We start from the raw sequence: 20,085 nt of genomic DNA, 5'->3' as shown, positions 1-20,085 counted from the left end.
GCGTGGCGCAGCTTGGTAGCGCGGGTGCTTTGGGAGCGCTCAGGAAGACAAGCAGATCCACTGCACGGCAATGACTTTGGGCAACACGACCATTGATTGAGAGCTGGTGAGAGCTGGAAAACAGCCCTGGATCGAGCAATGGGGATAAATCTGTTGGCGCACTTCTCTCGGCAAGGACACACTATTGCGGCCAGCATTGCAATCGATTGCCAATGGAGATCCTTCAGAACTTCAAGCGCCTGGGCACTCTGACCGGATAGAGTATTCGGAATCAATGGTTGCACGTAGATTGAACAGGCCATGTTGCTGATGCTATTGGTACATGCCATGCACCAAGCTATAGTCTTTCCCTTGACCCATGGTCTTGCTGGCTTACATCTACCATCGCAGTCTACTGTTGCGATGTGAACTTGCGGCTGCTGAATCAAAGGCTGTCGACGCGTTGCTCAAAAGGCTGGGCCTTCGAAACTGGCACAGCAGTCAGGACCAGTCCTCCGGAACGGCTTCCCAGCCTGCGGGCTGCCATGGCAGCAGCAGGGACTCCAGCGAACGGAGTTCATCGGCCCCGCTGGTGAGTAACCAGGTGTCTTCCTGCCCGTCTGGAATCACCACAGGCATGCGGTCATGAATTGGGCGGAGCAGGGCAATCGGGGTGGTGGTCAGGATGCAGCAGGTCTCCAGGGCACTGCCGTCAGGGGCGATCCAGCGGTCCCAGAGTCTTCCCAGCCAGTACAGGCCGTGGTCCTGCCTGCGGGTCCACTAGGGCTTGCTTACGGGCGGATCTCTCTTGAGGGTCGTTGGCGGGAGGTGGGAGCCACTCGTAGAAGCCATCGGCTGGGATGAGGCAGCGACGAAGTCGCCGGGCACCCCGGCAGAAGGGATTGCTGGCCACCGTTTCACTGCGGGCAATAATGGGCCTTGAGTCGTAAGGGGGTAGCAGGGCCATCCCGGCCACCCCAGTTCGAGGAGCGCAACAGAATGGAGGTCTGAGTGAAAGGGAATCCCCTCCGCATGGCCTCGACCCCATCCGATCCAGCCGGCCCCCAGGGCATCCGCCGCCGCGAGCTGCTGCTAGGCACCCTCGCCGCTGGCTTTGCAGTGGCCGTGCGCCCGATCTCAGCGGCCACGATCACCACTGATCCAGGTGGACTGACAGCAGGTTTCGTGAGCATCCCTGTGGAAGGAGGCACGATTCCTGCCTACCGCGCCAGACCAGCCACAGGCACGAACTTAGCGGTGGTGCTGGTGGTGCAGGAGATCTTCGGGGTGCATGCCCACATCCAGGATGTGTGCCGGCGGTTGGCGCGGCTTGGCTATCTGGCCATCGCTCCGAGCCTGTTCGAGCGCCAGGGGGATGTCACCAAGCTGCCTGATATCGCTTCGATTTTGCCTGTGGTTGCCAAGGTGCCCGATGCCCAGGTGATGAGCGACCTCGATGCCACTGTTGCCTGGGCGAGCAGCGAGGGAGGAGGAGACATCGGGAAACTCGGCATCACCGGGTTCTGCTGGGGTGGACGGATCACTTGGCTCTACGCCGCCCACAACCCGAGCCTCAAGGCCGGTGTGGCCTGGTACGGGCGGTTGGTCGGAGCAAGCACCGCTGATCAACCGTTCCATCCCCTGGATGTGGCGGCCAGGATCAAGGCCCCGGTGCTGGGGTTGTACGCCGGCAAGGATGACGGCATCCCGCTGGAGACGGTGGAGCGGAAGCAGGCAGCCCTGAAGGCGGCGGGAAGTCGCAGCGAGATCGTCATCTATCCGGAGGCTCCCCATGGATTCCATGCCGACTACCGCCCCACTTACCGGCCTGAAGCTGCTGCGGATGGCTGGAGCCGGCTGCAGGCATGGTTCAAAGCCAACGGCGTGTCCTGAAGACCAGGGTGTTGATTGCCGCCAGGGTGGTCAGCAGAAAAGCTCCGGGAATGCGGGCTGGAGGTGTTTGGAGCTGCAGAGGCAGCTCAGATCACCCCGTCAGGGCTGGTGCGGTCCAGAATCTCCAGGAGCAGCTTCAGCACCTGGCGAACCGCTGGCCCCTGCTCGAGGTGGTGGACGGCGGTGAAGACGCGGGCATTCATGCGGCACTCGATCTCCTAGAGGGCGGTAGTGGTGTCCATCAGGAGCTCGGTGGAGATGTCGGCAATGGTCAGGGTCATCGGCCTGGGTTGAGTGGTGACAGTGTTCCCAGGTCAGAGGGCCTTGAGCCCACCCCAACAATTCGAGACTGGAGGTGCTGTCTGATGGTGGTCGCTGTTTTCCCTTCGTCTCTGGACTGAAAGCCGGACTCAGGATGTCCTTGAGCTGCTCGTTGGTTCAGCCAGGTTCACGGGCGGGCGGGGGATGATCTATGAATTCCACTCCTCCAAGGCAAGAGGACGGAAATCATCAACTGAAAATGGGGTGAATCGGCGAAGACGGTTGACGGAACTCATTGAAGGGCTTTGTAACAGAACGAACAGTTGGATACCGGGTCCGCCTAAGTTCCCTGATTTGCCAACGCTGCTATTGAGAGCCATTGCAAGGAAAGGCATCCTGGGTCATCCTGCAAGGGTGACAGGTGTCTTATGCGGCACGAGGACCCACGCTTGAGGTGGATACCGGATCCGCCGAAATACTGTTGGAGGGAAGGACGCATAAGGCCTGGCAACCTTCTATTTGGCTATCATGATGATGTGCCCATGATTTCACATCAAGCTATTCATGGCTAAGTTCAATTCTCATGCATGGGAAATCATCCGCGACCTAAGCGAAGGGGGGCAATCATGGACGCATGTAGTCAAGCGCAAGTCAGGGCCTGATGATGCACATGCCGATGAAACAGAGTATGTGTTAAAGAGACTAAAGAACCCAAGCAGGCTCGATCGCTTCGAAAGAGAGATTGAGGCGACATCCAGGTTGAGTCACGCAAATATCATTAGGATTGTTGACCATTCGTTAAATGAGGGCCGCCCATACATCGTAACTGAATATTGTCACGGCGGAACAATCGCTAATGCAGCCCCCTACTGGAGATCTGATCCGGTAGCTACGCTTGTAGTATTTGAGCAAATACTGGATGCGGTGCATACGGCACATTCACATGGAGTTTTGCACAGAGATATTAAGCCAGATAATATTTTCCTAAAGTCTGCAATAGGCCCTCCAGTGGTAGGAGATTTTGGCCTATCGATCTTTCTTGAATCAGGCAACAGAATAACAGAAACGCAGGAGGCAGTCGGCCCGAGACTGTATATGGCTCCAGAGCTTGAAAGCGGCCGTGTAGAGCATGTTACACCCGCATCAGATGTTTACTCATTAGGCAAGCTGCTTTACTGGCTTTTTACGGGAAGAGTATTCAGTAGAGAAGCACACCGAGAAAAGGAGTGGGATATCAAACAACACTGGAACGATCCGTTTTCGCCAAATGGAGACTCAATACTCGAACATGTGAACTTCCTGCTTGATCTTATGGTGACACAAGATCCCAATGATCGCCGAGACTCAGCAAATCTGCTTATTCTTACTCGCCAGGCTCAAGCCTTGATTCGTCGAAGGTCTCACTACCTATCGAAGTCGATTCAGCATGAATGCAACTTTTGCGGGAGAGGAAAATACTATCTGCATTCAGACAGTGATCCACGAAAGGCAGACGGATTTGGTCTCAAGTCGACTGCTCAGTCAAGTTGGCGAATTATGATTTGCAATGAATGCGGTCATGTCCAACTGTTCAATTTTCGCGGGCAGAAAGGATGGGAGTGAGATCAGACGAAAGCCTCCCTCCAACAACCAGATTCAGAAGACGGGTGCTGAGGCTGGTTTCTATGCCGAGATTGCTGCCCGCTTCTGATCTGGAGCGTTCAACCACACATCGAATCATGAACATCCTCGTTTATAAACGCACGCACAACGGCGATCCCGACACCGACGGATGTTTTGGCGTCTATGATTGCATGGGCGCTGTCCGCGATCGTGAATACGACGCTGTAATCGGGGTCGGCGGCATTGGTCCAGAGGCTCAATTGAATGGCATTGCCGGGATGGTTAATTGGATCGGCGTTGGACCGCACAAAAAATATGTCGGCAAACGCGGACCCGAGGTTACATTTGATCGCTTTGTCTACTTTGGATGCGACGGTCCCGACTTCTACGCAAACGCGCCCTCACTTGCGAAACGGATGTACGAACTTAATGTACGCGTACTGCAAGTGCTTACTGACGAGCAAATGACCGAGGCGTTGTCAATTGTATCGCTTGCCGACAACGCGCCGGCATCACCTGCCTTGACTGACGCGGGTGGGAATGCCAACACGTTCAATAAATGCAAACAATGTGGGCGAAGCATCCGATGCAACAGAGCGGCGAAGTCAGGCGAATTACCGGTGGAGAGTCTCTCGTCGCCCCCCGCTGATCGGTAACTGTTGGACTGCAAGCCAATCGCCAGAATGCGGGATCTTGAATGGGATGCACGAATATCAGTCGGATGAACCATGGACATGAACGAAATGCAGCTCAGACTAACCGAGGTAACAGAATTGGCCGACGACTTGAAGGACGTAGTCCCCTACGTCAGAATGGCCTCCGCCGCATACACCCTAGTTCGCAAGCGAAGAATCATCCGTTTTCTCAAGTCAATTCACACGACAAGCAACGCCTGGGATGCTGGGAGGAAAGAGAAATTCGAGGAATACATCCAGTCAGATGTTGGCACAGAAATTCTGTCGGATTACGCCGACAGTGTCCTACTTACGAACGCAACTCTGGCTCATGCATGCTTGGCGCTGCTGTATTCCGATTTTGAGGTGCATGAATACACGCAATCGCTTAAGGAATCTCTGGGCAACGAGCCCTCGAAGAGAGCCTGAGGTTGCGACTTGTTCGAGATGAACAGTTTCCCGGCGAATCTAAAATTGATCGGCCTGATTTCACCTTCTTGGAAGCTCAATCTTGCCCATCTGGGGGCATTTTGCCTTCCATGGGCACACTACTTCCCCGATCACGCGCTGCATAACAACCGACGACGTGCCATGAATAGGTTTGAGAGGGCTGCCAGCACGTACACCTTGCAGCGGTTTTTGATCATGCCCCGCAACCGTGTCTTCTGAAAGCCGAACTGCTGCTTGATCACCCGGAACGGATGCTCGCCCTTGGCGCGGACATGTGCTTTGGCAGTTTCGACCAGATCATCCAGTCGACCCTCCGGTGTGTCCGGCAGAGCCCTGCGCTTTCCGGGCCGCATGGCAACGCGAAAGCCAATCCCCTTTCCTTGCATCTCGTCTCGCTTCTCGATCCCCTGGTAGCCGGCATCCGCATAGACCACAGTCTCCTCCCCGTGCAGGAGATCAGCGGCTGGGGTGAGGTCATGCACATTGGCAGCCGTGGTCTCCACCGAATGGATGAGGCCCGAGTCTTTGTCGACGCCAATGTGGACTTTCATCCCGAAGTACCACTGGTTGCCCTTCTTGGTCTGGTGCATCTCCGGATCTCGCTCCCCAGCCTTGTTCTTGGTTGAGCTGGGAGCCGCGATCAAGGTGGCATCAATGATCGTTCCCTGCTTCATGGCCATGCCCCGTTCCTTGAGATGGGCTTTCACCACCGCAAAAATCTGTTCGCCCAGATTGTGCTTCTCCAGCAAGTGCCGAAACGCCAGGATGGTGGTCTCATCCGGGATCCGCTCGCTGACGAGGTCGATGCCGGCAAAGCGCCGCATCGTGGGCACCTCAATCAGGGCATCCTCCATCGCTGGATCGCTGAGTGAATACCACTGTTGCATCAGGTGGATTCGCAGCATGGTGGCCAGCGGATAGGCCGGACGTCCTCCTTTGGAGCTGGTTTTGGGGTAGTGAGGTTCGATCAGATCAATGAGCGCCTTCCAGGGCACAACCGCCTCCATCTCTGCCAGAAACTTCTCACGCTTGGTGCGCTTCTTGGCCGTGGCTTGCTCGTAATCACCAAAGCCAAGCTGCTTGCCGCCCATGGACCCAGCCCTTTCCTGCGATCACAAGGTCATTGTCCCGTGAATGGGGTGGCTTTTCCAGAGTCTCCTTAAGCTCCATGCTGTTTCAGCCCTCCGAGGATGCTCCAATCAATCTCTCCTCGTCTTTGTCCATCTAGTCAGCATGGATCTCAGTCCCCAGAATGATCCTCCATATGAGGTACGACTAATCACAGACGGGATACTAACCAGGGAGCCCCACCTTGGCGCATTCGTTCGCGACGAGACCGAACTGTTGACTGTGGTTAATGACCTTAGCAGAAGCGGTCTCTTTCTACCCGACCACGCAGGAGCTCGCGCTGGGGCGACCAAGCCCCATTGGTTCTATCCGTTTGGCGTTAGCAGCCTTACGGTTGAGTATCTTGCTTTGATTGGCAAGGCAGAAACGCTGTTGGCTGACTCACCTGACTTCACATGAGATTGCAGTACAACAAGTCGCTCCAGCCGACCCGCCTACGGCGGACGGCTGACCTCTTCCGTTCAGGCCGGATACCCATACCTTTGAGCTGCCCGGAACGCTTCGACAACTTCGTCATCGTCATCACGCTCATACGTTCCTCGTTCACGAATCCGCGACGTGGGTACTTGAGGAGGGCTTACAGGCTCGCCAATGAGTTGCTGAGCGAAGGGCAAGGCATCCTTGGCTTCCTGCTGCTTAAGCTCGCTTAGCTTGGTGATCACCGCCGGCAGAGTGCACCCGCTGACGTCCAGCCCCTCGATCGTTTCAGAATCTTCTGCCAGCCGTATGCATGTCGAGGCATCAGTTGGCGTGATCTTGTGGTTTTCGAGGAAGGTTTTATAGCTCTCACTGCCTTTGAGAGTCTTGAGCGTGCGCAAAGCATCCCCGACAATCAGGGCGGAAGCGAGCTCTAGTTCATGCGGTCTGTTCTTCTTGCTTTTGACGGCACGGAGCGTGGCCAAGGCGACAAGGACGAACGACTGTTTCTCTACTGGAGTTTCGGCCAGCAAGTACAGCCTGTAAAGATCAAACGGGGTGTCCTGCAGCGTGGGGCTGGAGGTTGATGCAGATTTTTTCATAATAAATAAAATACGAATTGATAGCGAGTTGCGCCAATTAAACTATAGCCTATTGACGGGACATGCTGTGATCCCTAGAGCACCAGGAGACATACTTGCTCTGGCCTGAAGCTAAGCACATAGTTAACAAAAAGCGGTCTTGATGAGAAAGTAAGCACATAGTTAATAAGACGATCCTAATCAGGAAGTAAGCACATAGTTAATAAAAAACGGTAGGGAGTGCTTGGGGCACGAAGACAAAGCGGCGGAACTCTTGTCGAAAGCTGTATACGGGATGCCTCCGCAGTGCTGAGGGGGTTACGGTCTTCCTGATCCTCAGGTGCAGTGCTGCTGCTACCACCGATCAGGACAAGATCAAGGCGATGCTGGGCTGAGGAAGTTCGAGGCCGTCACGTCCAACACCAGCCGCTCAGACGAGGTTTCCTTCGTGAGGTAGCCCATGACACCCGCTGCATCCGTTACTGAGCAAACATGGGGTGGGCGTTGCCTGGAGAGGCACTTGGCGTGTTTGGTCATGTACAGCTTCCACTCAGCAGTCAGGCTTTGTGCAGAGTCGAACTGCGGCAGGGGCTGAGGAAGGAGCAGGTGGACATGCTGCTGAACACCGATGCCCTGCTCCATGAAGAACAGCATTGGCGGTGGAGCTTCACGCCAGTCCTGGTTGAGGCGCTGGATGCCGTAGTGACGGCGCATGACCAGGTTCCGTATGTGCTGGTTGTCTGTTGTCATGCAGTCGACGTCGTTGCGGCGGCGCTTGTAGTACTCGTAGGAGCCCACCTGATTCCAGGCGCTGATGGTGGGTCGATGCCTGCTCGAGGCTGAAGTTGCAGCGGGCTGGCCCTTGCCGTGCCAGCCAGTCTCCTCAGGAGAGCGGGGGTGATAGCTGACCATGTACTTGGGGTTGAAGCCAGCCCTGAGCAGCTCCTCCAGGAACTGACGCAGCTGGGCCTGTTCTTGGTTGGGAGTGGAGCGCGGCGGCCGCTGGAAGCTGGTGCTAGGTGATGTCATTGTGAAAAACCGAGATATTTATCAATGTATAAACAAAAGCAGTATTGATATTGAACGGAAGTAGAGAGAGTGATCCCTGGGTAATCGTTCTCCATGCTAGCGCATGGAGAACTTTAATCCATTCAGAGAATATATCCAGTTGATTCACTTCGTTTCCTCTACCACTAATAACAAGTAGTAATTCCTAGTGGCTACTGCTATCTACGCTTGCCCTTTACTCACCCCCGCTCGCCCCTGGCTCGCTAGGAAATGATGTATATAGCAGTAGACTGGCTCTGCCAAGGCAGCGCAAAGCAACCGAGACGGATCACGGAGAGCTGAGTATCTAGCCCACGTACTTGGCGACCCTGCTATCCAAGAGGGATTCGCGTTGTTCAGGGGGTATTTTCGATGAGCCTCGTTGGCAGGCCTGATTGCCCGCTGGGCTCGAGAGTCATTACATGAGCAGAGAGAGCATATACATACGGGCAAAGAAATGGATGGCTGAACTGTTAGCCATCTAAATTAAGCATACACTCTTCCAGGAGATTGCAAGAGGAATACTTGAGGCTATCGAGCGCGATTATGAATCGTCTTATAAATAGTACCTAAAATGATATGCATATATAAGCTATATCTACTTGCTAGCAATCTTCGCGGGCCTGAATCTCCTTGGTTGAGCGCCGAGGGTGAGCATGACTGATTTACAGAATTTGGGATTTCTCCCCCGCTGGAAAATTGCCCGATTGTGGTTTCAGGGTGCCTTAGGGGCTTCTGCAGCTGACTTAATCATTGACTGAGCCCAAGGCGGCAGAAGGTTCAACACCGGTCGCCTTGTTCATCCTCCGCTGATCGTCACTCGATTCAGCCACTGGCTTTGCTTTGTCTAAATGCAACAGAGCCAGTGTCCATGGAGACAACCCTGACCAACAAACACATGTTTTTTGAGGAGAATCATCATGACCATTTCCCACCACCCGCCTGATGGCGGATGGACTCTGAGCGAGGAGCAGCAGGCGATTGTTCACTCCCGCTCTGATTCACTACGCGTGCTTGCCTTTGCGGGCACGGGCAAGACGACGACCCTGCGTGCCTATGCCCGGGAACGACCACAGCAGCGAATCCTGTATCTGGCCTTCAACCGCACGGTGGCGGCAGAAGCCCGAGAGAGCTTCCCTGGCAACGTCACCTGCTCAACGATTCACGCCCTGGCCTACCGGGCTGTGGGGTACCGATACAGGCACCAGCTCCGGGGCAGCATCCGCGCCAATCAGGCTGCAGTTGCCCTTGGGCTGGACCAGCGCAACCACAAGGACCTGGTGCTGGCTGATCGTGCTCTCAAGGTGCTGCAGCATTTCCTCTGCAGCGGCTGCGACGATATGGCTGAGTTTGCCTGGGCCGTCAAAGACCGGCAGCGCTACCCCAGACAGGCCATGCAGGCTGCTGCCCGGCTGTGGGAGCTGATGGTTGACCCCAGTGCGTTCTGCGTGCCGATGCTGCATGACGGCTACCTCAAGCTGTACCAGCTCTCGAGGCCCCGGCTCAGGTACGACGTGATCTTGCTTGATGAGGCCCAGGACACCAACCCCGTCACGCTGCGGGTCCTCTCTGAGCAGACCTGCAGCAGGGTGTTCGTTGGGGATCCTCACCAGCAGATCTATCAGTTCCGCCATGCCACCAACGCTATGGCGGGTGCTGGCCACTGGGACGAGCTGGCTCTGACCGGCAGCTTCCGCTTTGGTGCTGACATCGCTGAGGCAGCCAACCATCTCCTGGCCTTGAAAGGAGAGACTCGCCAGCTGCGGGGTCTGCGCAGCACACCAGCTCCCGACACCTCTGCCTTCATCGCCCGTGGCAATGCCGCCATCTACAAGCAGGCGCTGGTCCTGGCCTGCCAGGGGAAGCAGACCTACTGGTGCGGAGGGATCGATGGGTACCGACTCCAGCAGCTTCTGGATCTTTACCACCTCAAGCGTGGTGAGCAGTCACAGATCCGTGATCGGTTCCTCGCTGCTTTCAAGGGTTATGGGGAGCTGTGCAGCTACGCGGATGAGCAGGACGTGCGGGATCTCAAGGCCTGGTGCCATCTGATCGATCGTCACGAGCGCTGGGAAGGCATCCCCGAAGAGATCGCAGGGATCAAGCGGATGGTCGTCAGTTCGCTCACGCCCACTGTGATGGCCTTGACCACGGCCCACAAATCCAAGGGACTGGAATTCGGCAGCGTGACCCTCGCTGATGACTTTCATTGCCACGACCTGCTGCACGGAGTTCCTATTGATCTCAGGACCTGGGAGTTTGGCCCCGAGCAAGCGCCTGCTCTCTGGGACGAGCAGGGGTATCGGGGCGGGGTGGTGCTGCCGGAGGTGGAGCTCAACCTGCGCTACGTGGCATTGACGCGGGCACAGCAGAGCTGCTCTTCCAAGCAGTGGCCAGCACCGCTGTTTGATGACCTGGCCAGCTACATCAACGACTACCCGCGCTTCCTGCTGGTGGACTCCCACGAGGTGCTCAAGCCGAAGGTTGCCGGAGGTGCCCCCTCCGGTCACGAGAGGGTTGATGAACCTGAGATGGGTTCCAAAACGGAAGTGACACTGGTGAAGCAGAGCCGTGCCCCTGAGCCTGCCTTGAGAAGTGAATCAGCCAGCCCGGTACCCGTTGCTGAGGCTGCTCCACGAGCTGGCCAGACGATCACGCTGAGCTGGTTTCAAGGTGCCATCGATTCCAGCCACGTTCATGTGGTCGCCAGTCACTACGAGCGCAGGTATCCAGCTCTGGCCTGGCACTTGTTGCTGCTGGATCTCTCGGCGCTTCGGGTGGTGACCACTGATCCTGCTGATGCTGTTGCGAACATGTTAGGGAAACAACAGTTGGATTCAGCGCTGCCGCTCGTTGAGCGCTTCCTTCTGGATGTGGGTCTGGTGCTGCAACAGGACCCTGCGGTTGATCTGCGGGCTTCTGAGGGACCGAAGCGCGAATGCCCTGTTGAGAAGTTGGTTGACGCTGTCGAGTGCAGCCAGGAAGGGGCAGTGGTCGGTGATGCCGTCGAGGAGCCTGCGCGGCATTCCATGAGGAAGCGGCTGGCCAGCCTCTGGATGCGGTCAGGTCAATAGATCCTGCTGTGCCAGAAAAGGAGGGGAAGTCGATATCGGTGCATAGGGGAGAGACCAGCTGATCCTGTTGAGCAGGGCTTCAGGCAAAGGATGAGATCAGGACTTCTTTTTGAACGTCCCAGGCATTCCGACCAAAACGGAGGACAAGAATTTGAGGACTGAAGCAAGATTCACAGACCCCCCTGCGTCAGGAAAGAGTTCCACTTGGTCTGACTCATCCCCACTGTGAAGGCACCGGCAGGAGGCTTGGCATTCCACCCGGCAGCGGGGGGTTCAGGGTGTCACGCTGCGCAAGGGCAAGGCGAGTGCGGGAGGACAATCGCACCCTCCTCATGCAGCTGAACGCCAAGACGATCGGAACCGCTCCCGCACCCTTGCGCTCGCGTGATCGATCTCCCCTCGCCGCCGCCGGGATGGGTGGGTCAGGTCACAGTGGCTGAACGCACGCCCGCGACTGCGGTAGCTGAGCACTCGAAGGCGCTGCTGTGAAGCGAGCACCCTGGTCCTTCTTCAGAGGCGTAAGAGCGTAAGAGGTGCCAAACCCATTGCAGCGACTGGGTACTGAGCTTCTTACGCTGGGCAGACGCCTGATCTCCTGCGTCATCACTTGAGCCTGCCCTGGGTGTGGAGCTAACTGGCCCGAGACCATTGTGTTAGTACACCTGTGCTGCATTGCGATTCATGGCCCAATTTCGCCTCAGGCGACCAAAGCTATCCCGCAACGAGCCGATCGAGGAGTGGTCCTACCTTGATCAGTATGTATTCAAGCACGGAAAAGTCCGTGCCTGGCTGGCGCAGCAGCCCCGCTTCCACGTTCACTACACACCCACCAACGCCTCCTGACTCAACAAGGTGGAGCGCTGGTTTGGGGTGATCACCCAGCGAGCCATTCGCCGCGGCAGCTTCTCCAGTGTCAAGGAGTTGATCGCCAGGATCGAGCAGTTCGTGGCGGCCTACAACAAGACCAAGGCCCCGTTCAATTGGACCGCCACAGCGGATTCAATCCTGGAGAAGCTGCAGCGACTTTGTGTGCAAATCTCCGGGAAGTCACTCTAGGCGAGCGGTCTGAGATCTCGGTTGCGGTGTTGGTGGCTACTGCGCAGTCAGCGATCAGGGCCTAGAGTAATCTTGGTTTATTTCGTGCTTCAGATGCTCGTTCATGTTCTGAGGCGTAGAGCGCCATGCTGGAGCCGTTATTTCCGGTAGGTCCTGCCGATGACGACATGAATCACCACGGCCATGGCTTGGAGTCATTCCTTGATCGGAGGTGCCAGGCTAATGCGCTAAATGTCCCATCGCCATTTCCAGCCGTAAGACATCTGTTACAATACATACTGCCCGGGCTTTGCCGTAGTGGAGTGAAACTTCTTTGCTTGAAACAGCCATTTACGCTCAATCGCAGTAGCAATGCCTACATTACGCACCAGATTGCTTCGTACTGAAAGAGTGCTATACATTAGAGCGCTCAGCCCGCGCGTGGCCTGCTTTCACTATCTATGTCTTTAGGAGATGATTTCGATGGTAACCATTCCCGGAACTCAAGTCAAACTCCAATTCTTCACATTTCCCTCAAAGTATCCGCCTCTCTACGAGGCAGCTGGGCAAGGCAGCCTGAATCTCGCCTCAGTCAACGCCGGCAACGCCGACGGATTGTGTGTCGGCCTGGGCGGAGTTAATGGAGGCTTCTATCTTGAGCTGACCAAGCATGCCAATCAGCAGCGGGTGAACTTGTCTCCGAATCAGGCCTGTCAGCCAGGGAACTACGACGACTACCAGGACCGCCACCTCAAACTGATCGCCCAAGCGGCTGGAGGCACGTCCTCGGCGGCCTACACAAACACGGATCCATGCGCTTTTTCCTACGTTAACGCCAGGCTCATCAGCCAGGCACCGGGTTACTACGAGGGGGCCGCTTTTGTTGACGTTTTTGACCCTTCCCGTCGCCCGAATGGTAATGCCAAAAATGTCTCTATGCTTTATCTGGCCCCTCCCTTCGATGGGAACCATGCCTCTCAGTCTGACTTTCTGCAGGCGATTGAAGCTACCGCCGAAAAGATCATCGAGACGCTGGCCGGATACAACACCCTCGCCGCACAGCAGAACCTGCCTGTAATTGAGGCTCTCCGCAATACCCTCTTCAGTTCGAATCTCTACAACAAACGCTTGAGTGTGAAGACGGATCTCATCGCAGGAGCGATCCTTGCCGGATTCACCTCCGCCTTGCTGAAGAACCCCGTTCCTGGACTCGTGGAGTTGCAGTTTCCCGTTGGTCACGCGAACGATCCACTGTTTGCTTCGTTGCAATCGGGGCTGGCCGCCCCTTCGACCACCCCACACGTCATCCTCTTGGTTCCAAAGGACGGCGGTGACGATAATAGCGACGACAATAATAACGGTGACAACGCCAATCAAATTGAACTGCGTCCAATCGATGGAGACAATGTCAACGCTGATAGAGTCCAAGTAGCTGCAGACAGCTTGGCCGCAGCCTTGGCGCCAGTCCGAGCGGCAGCCAACTCCCTTAATCAGATTATTCAATTAAGGCAACCAGTGCAACTGGCCGACACCAACTACGGGGTTCTTCCACAATTCAAAAATCAGTATGAGGCTCCTGACTCTCTCATGTCAGACGACGCACCAGTCAACCCAGGGCCATTGCCCTTGAATGCTGCCTCGCTGGCTTGTAATGAAGCTGGGTTGAGGGCCGTGAAGGCCGGCAACGAAATTGTTCAAGCTGAGGGAGATTGGCAGAAGATAACGAAAGCCCTCGCAGACCTCGACCTTGCGGTTTCTGATGCAGACGCCAGTAGGAATAATGCGATCAATGAGTCGCAAGATTACCCTTCGCCCTCCAATAAAAGTTCCGCGCAACATGCCAACGAAATAGCTGATAACGCTCGGAAGATCCGTGACGCCATGCCTAAACTCCTCCGCAAGGGTAACCGCGCGGAGCTCGCTAAGACGACGGGACGCAACGCCAAGATTGCTCTCGCAATCACTGGCATCCTGGGTCTCGCGGGGTCGATAGTGGCCGGTGCAACCCTCGGCGGGTTGATCGGCACGCGAACCACATATCAACCCAACAGTAAAAAGATATCTATAGCGATCGGCGATAAAGCGGCAACGATCTCTCTTGGCGACGACCCACCACCGCCGGAAGGGCTCACCATCAGCGCCGCCTATCTGCTGGACCCCTCCTCAAAGGAAAAAGTCGCCACATTAATAGGAAACGACGGATCGTGGGCTGTGACAAATCCCAACGAGATCTCTTACACAGTCACGAATCGGACCAAGGCTTCAATCCAGTATGTCCTCGAGTTCAGCGATGCGCTCTCAGGGCTCGCCGCGCATTACTCAGAGCCCGCGAACATCGAAATCGACTTCATCCCAGCTAGTCCGATCGTCCCTGGCGACACAACGGACATCACAGTCCTCGCCCCAGACCGCACATCCGCCGTCCCTGTCCCTGTTCCTACCGGATCCATACTCGCCGCGGGCCCCAGTCCCGACCAGGAAGCCAAGTGGGACGTCGTCTTCAACCCCAACGGCACCACTTCGATTGTCTTCACGCCAAACAAACCGACCAGCGTCACCAAGCGCACAACGTGTGAGCTCAACGGGAAGATTTTTAGCATCGTCGTGCTGCTGCCCAACCCGCCGATTCCACTCCAAACCTCAATACCCCGGATCAACCCACCGGCAGTCACGATCTTCGACGACAGCATTGATATGGGCGTTGAACTGAACCTGATCGACGCCAGCGGCAAAGAGCAGAAGGTCATCACCGTGGCTGAGATCGAATGGTCGGTTCTTGAAAATAACCAGATTGCCATTACAAAGACGGCCCTGAGAAACGAGACCAACTCGCTTTCGGTTCCCTACACCCTCAAGTATGCCGACAAGATCACTCCTGCCGCCACTCTGACCCTGAACTTTGCCTCAGCGGCCACCCCGGAGGACATCTCGATCACTACGGCAGACCGGTCAAAGCCGGTGAGGTGCCCCCTCCCTGGGATTCCCATACTCGGTATGGCCACCGGTCCCAATGGAGGCACTTGGAGTACCGACGGATCTCCGTACGCCATCTACAGCTTTCCGAGCAAGCCGCCAACCGGCGAAATGACTGTCACCGTCATGTATGCGTTGCAGGCTGGTGCCGCAGAGAAGAAACTCACCCTCACGATCCTGCCGGCCCCTTTATCTCAAACGGTGACCGTCAGTCGTAGTGAGTTCCGCTTCAGCTCCTCCTACTCCTACTCCCCGATATCTGTTCCAAGCAAAAAGGGCGAGGTCTGGCTCTGGAATGAGAATAAATTGGTAGCGTCTTTTGCCGACACTGCAACTGGCGCAAGATGGTCTGTTGATAATAAACAACCTCTCGAAATCGAGTTTCGGGCCGATCCCAATGTATTCAAACCGAACAAAAACCGCAGCGTTTCCGTGGAGTGGGCTTTGGTGACGAATGACGCGAGGATCGGCAAGACGACCAGTGCACGCGCCACCCTGACGCTCACGCTCCAAAATGCGATGATGGCTTTTTCGATCCCTTCGCCGTCACAAGCCAGCCGATTCAAGCCCGTTTCCATCTCCGTTCTGGATCACTGCCTGATCCCCAACGGTTATCAAACCATCAAGGCCAAGAACCGCACCTTTGGCTCCACGGATTCCCCCACTACCGGCATATGGAACCTGTCCACCGACAGCAACGGTAACCCTATCGTTACCGTTGACGCCAGCCAGGCACTCGGTAGCGGCGTGACGCTTGACTACTCGGTGTTGGATAAGACCGGCGCCGAATCGAACACCGCCACCATCTCGGTCGACTTCTCGGCGATGGACCGCTACCGGCCCCGAGCATCAAATTGCGCCGTTTCCACTGTTCCCGGACCAGGAGTTACCATCGCGGTGGACGTACTCAATGCCAGTACTTCCTACTTCGCCAAAGATCCAGCCAGCGTCAAGCTCCTTGGAACGGTGGACGACGGCCTAGCGCATGCGGTCCCCTATGCGGCCGTCGCCAAGGATGGAAAATCCCTAGGCTCTCCCGGCCAGGGAACCTGGATTGTGGATTCCAACGGCCTCATTGTCTTTCAAACCGATCCGTCGCTCAACGTTCCGGTCACGCCAGCGCCGGTTTGGTATCAATTTGCCGACACACTAGGGAACCTGTCCACACCCGGCAAGGTGATCGTCGATCCCGACACTGTGCACTTGCCACAGCTACCAGTGAAGATGGCGAGCTTGGATGACAAAGCCTTCTGGTCCGCGTATCAAATGAATGTCAGCGGTGTGATGCCGACGCTGAGTTCCGACGAATTCATCGTAGTTACCGCTGCGCTTGCTCAGGTGACGTTGATGTGCGGTGTCGGCGGAGCCAATCCCGTCTCGCCTACGGACTACGCCGCGGCATACAAGGCTTGGTACGACGCAGGTGAAGCCTGGGATGATGCTCCCGGATCGGTCACATCCATCGGATTGGTTGCCGTCTGCGAGCGTCTTGTGAACACAGCTCTGGGGTCTAACCCGTCCCTTCCCTATGCATCGCGCTACTGGAGACTGGAACTGATGGCCCGCATGGCGGAACAAGACGCCGGATCTGCGAGCTGAAGCCATGAATACGAAGGCAACCATCGAGTCCGTACTGGGCACCCTGACGACCATTAGTTTCGCCATACCCGAGGAAGGCCCCATCATCGCGGGGGGGATCGCAGCTTTTGAGTTCTTCTTCAAACTGATCTATCCCGATTCCGAGTCTCCGCCACCGCCTCCACCTGTCGACAGAGCGGAACTGCAGAAAGAGCTAAAGGATCTTCTGGAGAAAATCATCGATGCAGAATGGAAAACTGCGTCCGACCAAGACCGCGACGACCTTCTTTCTACCAGCGACGGCCTGATTGACACCTGGGATGCGATGAAAAAGCTCGGTGTCGATACCAAGAATAGTGCATTCGCCAGCATCGATCCCCATACCCAGACGTGGGTTGACTCACTTGACCTGCACACAAAAAATTGGATCAACACTACCAATACTAACTACGTCGCGAATGATCAGAAGGGAGTCTTATACAAACTCATCAATTATCAGAACCACTTCAAGAATTCGTCCTTGAACGACCCGCAGTCTAAGCCGTTGGATGTTTCCGAACATCGCACCGCCCAGACAGCCCTTCTATGCCTGACAAACGGACTCATTGTGAGCTATCTTAAGATGGTGGCGATTTGGGAGTGGGGATGGGCGATGATGCTGAACGCCCAGTATTATGCGTATAAAGCTGTGATCGATGATTGGCAGACGCACGTAAACAAGAACCCTGCCTATGCCACGACACACCCCTTCGGCCAGCTTCAGGCCGATCTTAATGGCAAGTATCCCTATTTGACATTTGCCGGATACCAACCGTCAACGTGGGATCGGTATTCGAACGACCCTGCCAGCACTCAGTCTTTGATGAATAAATACGTCGACCTCATGATTCAAGATTGTGTGACTGCGGCGGACGGTACTGATGGTCTCTATACCAAGATGCGAAAGGACTGGAACGCGCTTGAGACAATGGCTTCTGGATATGATGTAATGCCACTATACCCGCATGGCAATGTCCAGATCAATGAGCTATCCGACGCTGTCTCAAAAGGCAGAAAGCGCGCCGTGGAGTGGAAGAAGATGGTCACTACGAACGCGCTGATTGGGGTCACCGAAGATGACATCGACCGCTTCGGCCAGTGCATCGCACAATGGCGGGGGGCAAAAGCCAGCTTAGATTTCTACACATACACGGTGCAAGCAGGGGACACAATCCAGACTATCGCCAACAGCCAGTATTCAGATTCCAGCCTGTGGTTTTCGATCTGCAATCACAACTGGGACAACTTAACAGATCTAAGCCCACTTCCCGTCGGTACCCAATTGAAAATCTATAACAGAAAGAGCTTGCCATACGTGAGTACGGACGTGAGCAAATCCGGTGTGCCTGTCTTTACTTATGCCGCGGCAGATGGCGATACGCTTATTGGCATCGCTACGAGCCTGTACGGCGATGCGAGACTGTGGCCAACAATCTTCTATCTAAACCGTGGGCAATTGAAGAATCCGAATATAGTAACAGCTGGCATGCATCTTACGCTATACGAAAAATGGGCTTTGCCGTACGTGACCGAAAGCATATATATGTATCCCGTGCCTGCAGGCACAAACTTATATACACTCGCGGGCACCCAGTACGGCGATCCCAATCTTTGGCAGGATATCGTTGACCTCAATCCAGATTCTTTCCCAACCCCCTTTGATCCGGAGTTTCCTCTCGCACAAAGTGAAGGCGAGATGCAACTCCGTCTCTATAAAATAGATAATTTGCCATTCCTGACACCTTGGGCGGTGATCCCATGAGTAACGGAACAATGGCGATTTCCGCTGCGTTGATTGCCGATCCGTTCGCATACTGTTTCGCTCAGTTCGCTAAAACCGGGATCTTGGGAGCGTACATGGTCGGCATCGATCCTGCAGTTGCTGCCGGTATTTCTGATGTCAGCTGTGGAGAGCATCGGATCATGATCCTCAATAGTCTTGAATGCGATCTCATCGTGACTTCTTTCCCGTATTCCTCCTCGGGTAATGTGGTAACTCCCATTGCCTACACCGGCGACCCTCCCGCAACTCCTGGCGGAAGTGTTGCAGATGCGAATTTGATTCCAGGCGTTCGGACTTATCCGTCTCCTGCGAAACACAGGGCCATGCAAACTGGCGCGCCGGCGAAGATGGGTGGACTCGGTGTCTATTCGTTTGACACACAAGTAAATGGATTTACTCAAGATGCGGGCTTGGCATTGAGTTTCCAGTATGGTGGCTCCACGGCGGCAATTGCGTTTCACACTCCTAGTCTGATAGGAACTGGTCCAAGTGGTGAAGCTGTATACCTGCCTTACATGGCTGTGTGTGCCGACCTCGGGGCTAAGTACACAAACTTAGCAGACTTCGTCGCAAAGACGGTCTCGACCACCGACGGCCAAACCTACTGTGTCACACACGCATCCGACGTGGCCAACTCCACCACGATTTGTGCTTCCTTTTATGTCACTAATTATCCCGGAAGCCTCGTGGTATGGATCTACGATGCTAACTCTACCTTAGGTATGGCCCCAGAATGAGCGCTTTCGAAGCCAAAGGAAACTGAACAAAATACATCAGATATTAAGAGTTTATTGTCAATGAAGCATGGAATCGGAGCCGGGCATGCTGACAATAGGTGCTTGCTTAGATTTATCGTGACCGCCCATCGCGCAAGCTTGAGTCTGATTGGTCGTTGGAATGGGGCAATCGTTTGTGACTTGTGAGACTGACAACTCAGCGATTTGACACCAGCGGCGGCATCACCCCGTCGAGGCGATGCTTGATTCAGTATAAGTTCTGCAATGGCTTACCGGGGGTTCGAAAAATCTCCGTCGCGCCCTGACTGCCTGTTAATGAATGCAGCTGAATCGGACAGCGTGGATTCTGGGATGAGGAAAGGCGCATCCACAGGCTTCAGCACAAAAAGCCGAGGTTAGCTACCCAATCCGAAACGATTCCCTGGGATGCCTTTAGACCACTGCTGGAGCAAGGTTACAACGATGAACGCATCAGTAGTGCTGGCAGTAAGCTGATTGATCCGAGCATAAACCGCAGATAAGCCATTGCAACAGCAAACTTTCACGACAGTCAGTTGATTCCGTAGGTGCTCGTTCCTGAGAACAGAGATGACTTCGTTTAGGCTGATTGTGGCTTTGTGGGTGGGCGACATGAGGCCTGCAGTTTCACGGCCGTGGCGCAACGCTGCAATGGAAAGCAAAGCCAATGTCCTGGCCACATGATCGATAAGACGATCTTCTGGCTGGTTGACTCATCTCAACTGCCTGGTGACCGTATCGGCAAGTGAGGACGAACCCTGCTCATCAAGTTGAGCTGGGCTTCAGAGTGAGGAGGAGATCAGGACTGGCTGGTTC

Annotated in this window: 13 protein-coding genes and 1 pseudogene; 9 read left to right on the top strand and 5 right to left on the bottom strand. The window is 55.4% G+C overall.

Annotated elements, in window-relative coordinates; all coding sequences use genetic code 11:
- Positions 1-480: 480 nt before the first annotated feature.
- Together KBY77_RS00140 and KBY77_RS16710 are read right to left on the bottom strand one after the other, a co-directional pair.
- Complete coding sequence (locus KBY77_RS00140; RefSeq protein ID WP_399212063.1) at positions 481-702, bottom strand: SOS response-associated peptidase family protein; 222 nt, start codon at positions 700-702, stop codon at positions 481-483.
- Positions 692-946 carry an SOS response-associated peptidase family protein gene (locus KBY77_RS16710; protein ID WP_399211888.1) on the bottom strand — a complete coding sequence of 85 codons (255 nt, stop codon included), beginning with the start codon at positions 944-946 and terminating at the stop codon, positions 692-694. Before KBY77_RS16710 ends, KBY77_RS00140 begins: the two co-directional genes overlap by 11 nt.
- A gap of 65 nt (positions 947-1,011) precedes the next feature.
- Between KBY77_RS16710 and KBY77_RS00135 the strand changes: the two genes are divergently transcribed.
- The 4 genes from KBY77_RS00135 (at position 1,012) to KBY77_RS00120 (ending at position 4,838) form a co-directional block, all read left to right on the top strand.
- On the top strand, positions 1,012-1,872 hold the full coding sequence (locus KBY77_RS00135) for a dienelactone hydrolase family protein (RefSeq protein ID WP_255101609.1): 861 nt from the start codon (positions 1,012-1,014) through the stop codon (positions 1,870-1,872).
- A gap of 825 nt (positions 1,873-2,697) precedes the next feature.
- Positions 2,698-3,735 carry a serine/threonine-protein kinase gene (locus KBY77_RS00130; protein ID WP_255101608.1) on the top strand — a complete coding sequence of 346 codons (1,038 nt, stop codon included), beginning with the start codon at positions 2,698-2,700 and terminating at the stop codon, positions 3,733-3,735.
- Between the two features lie 62 nt (positions 3,736-3,797).
- Entirely contained in the window at positions 3,798-4,391 is a 594-nt protein-coding gene (locus tag KBY77_RS00125; RefSeq protein WP_255101607.1) for a hypothetical protein, read from the top strand.
- A gap of 72 nt (positions 4,392-4,463) precedes the next feature.
- Positions 4,464-4,838, top strand: coding sequence for a hypothetical protein (locus tag KBY77_RS00120; protein WP_255101606.1), 375 nt, complete (start codon positions 4,464-4,466; stop codon positions 4,836-4,838).
- Positions 4,839-4,969: 131 nt separating this feature from the next.
- On the opposite strand, the gene KBY77_RS00115 is transcribed toward KBY77_RS00120, so the two are convergent.
- The 3 genes from KBY77_RS00115 to KBY77_RS00105 form a co-directional block, all read right to left on the bottom strand.
- Entirely contained in the window at positions 4,970-5,950 is a 981-nt protein-coding gene (locus KBY77_RS00115; protein ID WP_255101605.1) for an IS5 family transposase, read from the bottom strand.
- Positions 5,951-6,448: 498 nt separating this feature from the next.
- Complete coding sequence (locus KBY77_RS00110) at positions 6,449-7,006, bottom strand: hypothetical protein (RefSeq protein ID WP_255101604.1); 558 nt, start codon at positions 7,004-7,006, stop codon at positions 6,449-6,451.
- A 354-nt stretch (positions 7,007-7,360) separates the two neighbouring features.
- Positions 7,361-8,014: a hypothetical protein gene (locus tag KBY77_RS00105; protein WP_255101603.1), complete on the bottom strand. Its 654-nt coding sequence runs from the start codon at positions 8,012-8,014 to the stop codon at positions 7,361-7,363.
- A gap of 938 nt (positions 8,015-8,952) precedes the next feature.
- Here KBY77_RS00105 and KBY77_RS00100 point away from each other — a divergent pair.
- From KBY77_RS00100 to KBY77_RS00080, 5 genes and pseudogenes are all read left to right on the top strand, one after another.
- Positions 8,953-11,106, top strand: coding sequence for a UvrD-helicase domain-containing protein (locus KBY77_RS00100; protein WP_255101602.1), 2,154 nt, complete (start codon positions 8,953-8,955; stop codon positions 11,104-11,106).
- A gap of 765 nt (positions 11,107-11,871) precedes the next feature.
- Positions 11,872-12,162: pseudogene (locus tag KBY77_RS00095) on the top strand (transposase); the annotation flags it as partial.
- Positions 12,163-12,624: 462 nt separating this feature from the next.
- Positions 12,625-16,713, top strand: a complete 4,089-nt coding sequence (locus KBY77_RS00090) for a hypothetical protein (RefSeq protein ID WP_255101601.1) — start codon at positions 12,625-12,627, stop codon at positions 16,711-16,713.
- 4 nt (positions 16,714-16,717) lie between these two features.
- Entirely contained in the window at positions 16,718-18,493 is a 1,776-nt protein-coding gene (locus KBY77_RS00085) for a LysM peptidoglycan-binding domain-containing protein (protein WP_255101600.1), read from the top strand.
- Positions 18,490-19,251, top strand: coding sequence for a hypothetical protein (locus KBY77_RS00080; protein WP_255101598.1), 762 nt, complete (start codon positions 18,490-18,492; stop codon positions 19,249-19,251). The genes KBY77_RS00085 and KBY77_RS00080 overlap by 4 nt, the downstream gene beginning before the upstream one ends.
- Positions 19,252-20,085: the final 834 nt, after the last annotated feature.

It is taken from the genome of Synechococcus sp. Cruz-7E5, from assembly GCF_024345995.1.
Classification (GTDB): domain Bacteria; phylum Cyanobacteriota; class Cyanobacteriia; order PCC-6307; family Cyanobiaceae; genus Regnicoccus_A.
This window is presented reverse-complemented; position numbering and strand designations above follow the sequence as displayed.

What these genes read in the sequence shown, in the direction of transcription:
- KBY77_RS16710 (WP_399211888.1), bottom strand. Translation starts at nt 946, where the DNA reads ATGGCCCTGCTACCCCCTTACGACTCAAGGCCCATTATTGCCCGCAGT.
- KBY77_RS00135 (WP_255101609.1), top strand. Translation starts at nt 1,012, where the DNA reads ATGGCCTCGACCCCATCCGATCCAGCCGGCCCCCAGGGCATCCGCCGC.
- KBY77_RS00130 (WP_255101608.1), top strand. Translation starts at nt 2,698, where the DNA reads ATGGCTAAGTTCAATTCTCATGCATGGGAAATCATCCGCGACCTAAGC.
- KBY77_RS00125 (WP_255101607.1), top strand. Translation starts at nt 3,798, where the DNA reads ATGCCGAGATTGCTGCCCGCTTCTGATCTGGAGCGTTCAACCACACAT.
- KBY77_RS00120 (WP_255101606.1), top strand. Translation starts at nt 4,464, where the DNA reads ATGGACATGAACGAAATGCAGCTCAGACTAACCGAGGTAACAGAATTG.
- KBY77_RS00115 (WP_255101605.1), bottom strand. Translation starts at nt 5,950, where the DNA reads ATGGGCGGCAAGCAGCTTGGCTTTGGTGATTACGAGCAAGCCACGGCC.
- KBY77_RS00110 (WP_255101604.1), bottom strand. Translation starts at nt 7,006, where the DNA reads ATGAAAAAATCTGCATCAACCTCCAGCCCCACGCTGCAGGACACCCCG.
- KBY77_RS00105 (WP_255101603.1), bottom strand. Translation starts at nt 8,014, where the DNA reads ATGACATCACCTAGCACCAGCTTCCAGCGGCCGCCGCGCTCCACTCCC.
- KBY77_RS00100 (WP_255101602.1), top strand. Translation starts at nt 8,953, where the DNA reads ATGACCATTTCCCACCACCCGCCTGATGGCGGATGGACTCTGAGCGAG.
- KBY77_RS00090 (WP_255101601.1), top strand. Translation starts at nt 12,625, where the DNA reads ATGGTAACCATTCCCGGAACTCAAGTCAAACTCCAATTCTTCACATTT.
- KBY77_RS00085 (WP_255101600.1), top strand. Translation starts at nt 16,718, where the DNA reads ATGAATACGAAGGCAACCATCGAGTCCGTACTGGGCACCCTGACGACC.
- KBY77_RS00080 (WP_255101598.1), top strand. Translation starts at nt 18,490, where the DNA reads ATGAGTAACGGAACAATGGCGATTTCCGCTGCGTTGATTGCCGATCCG.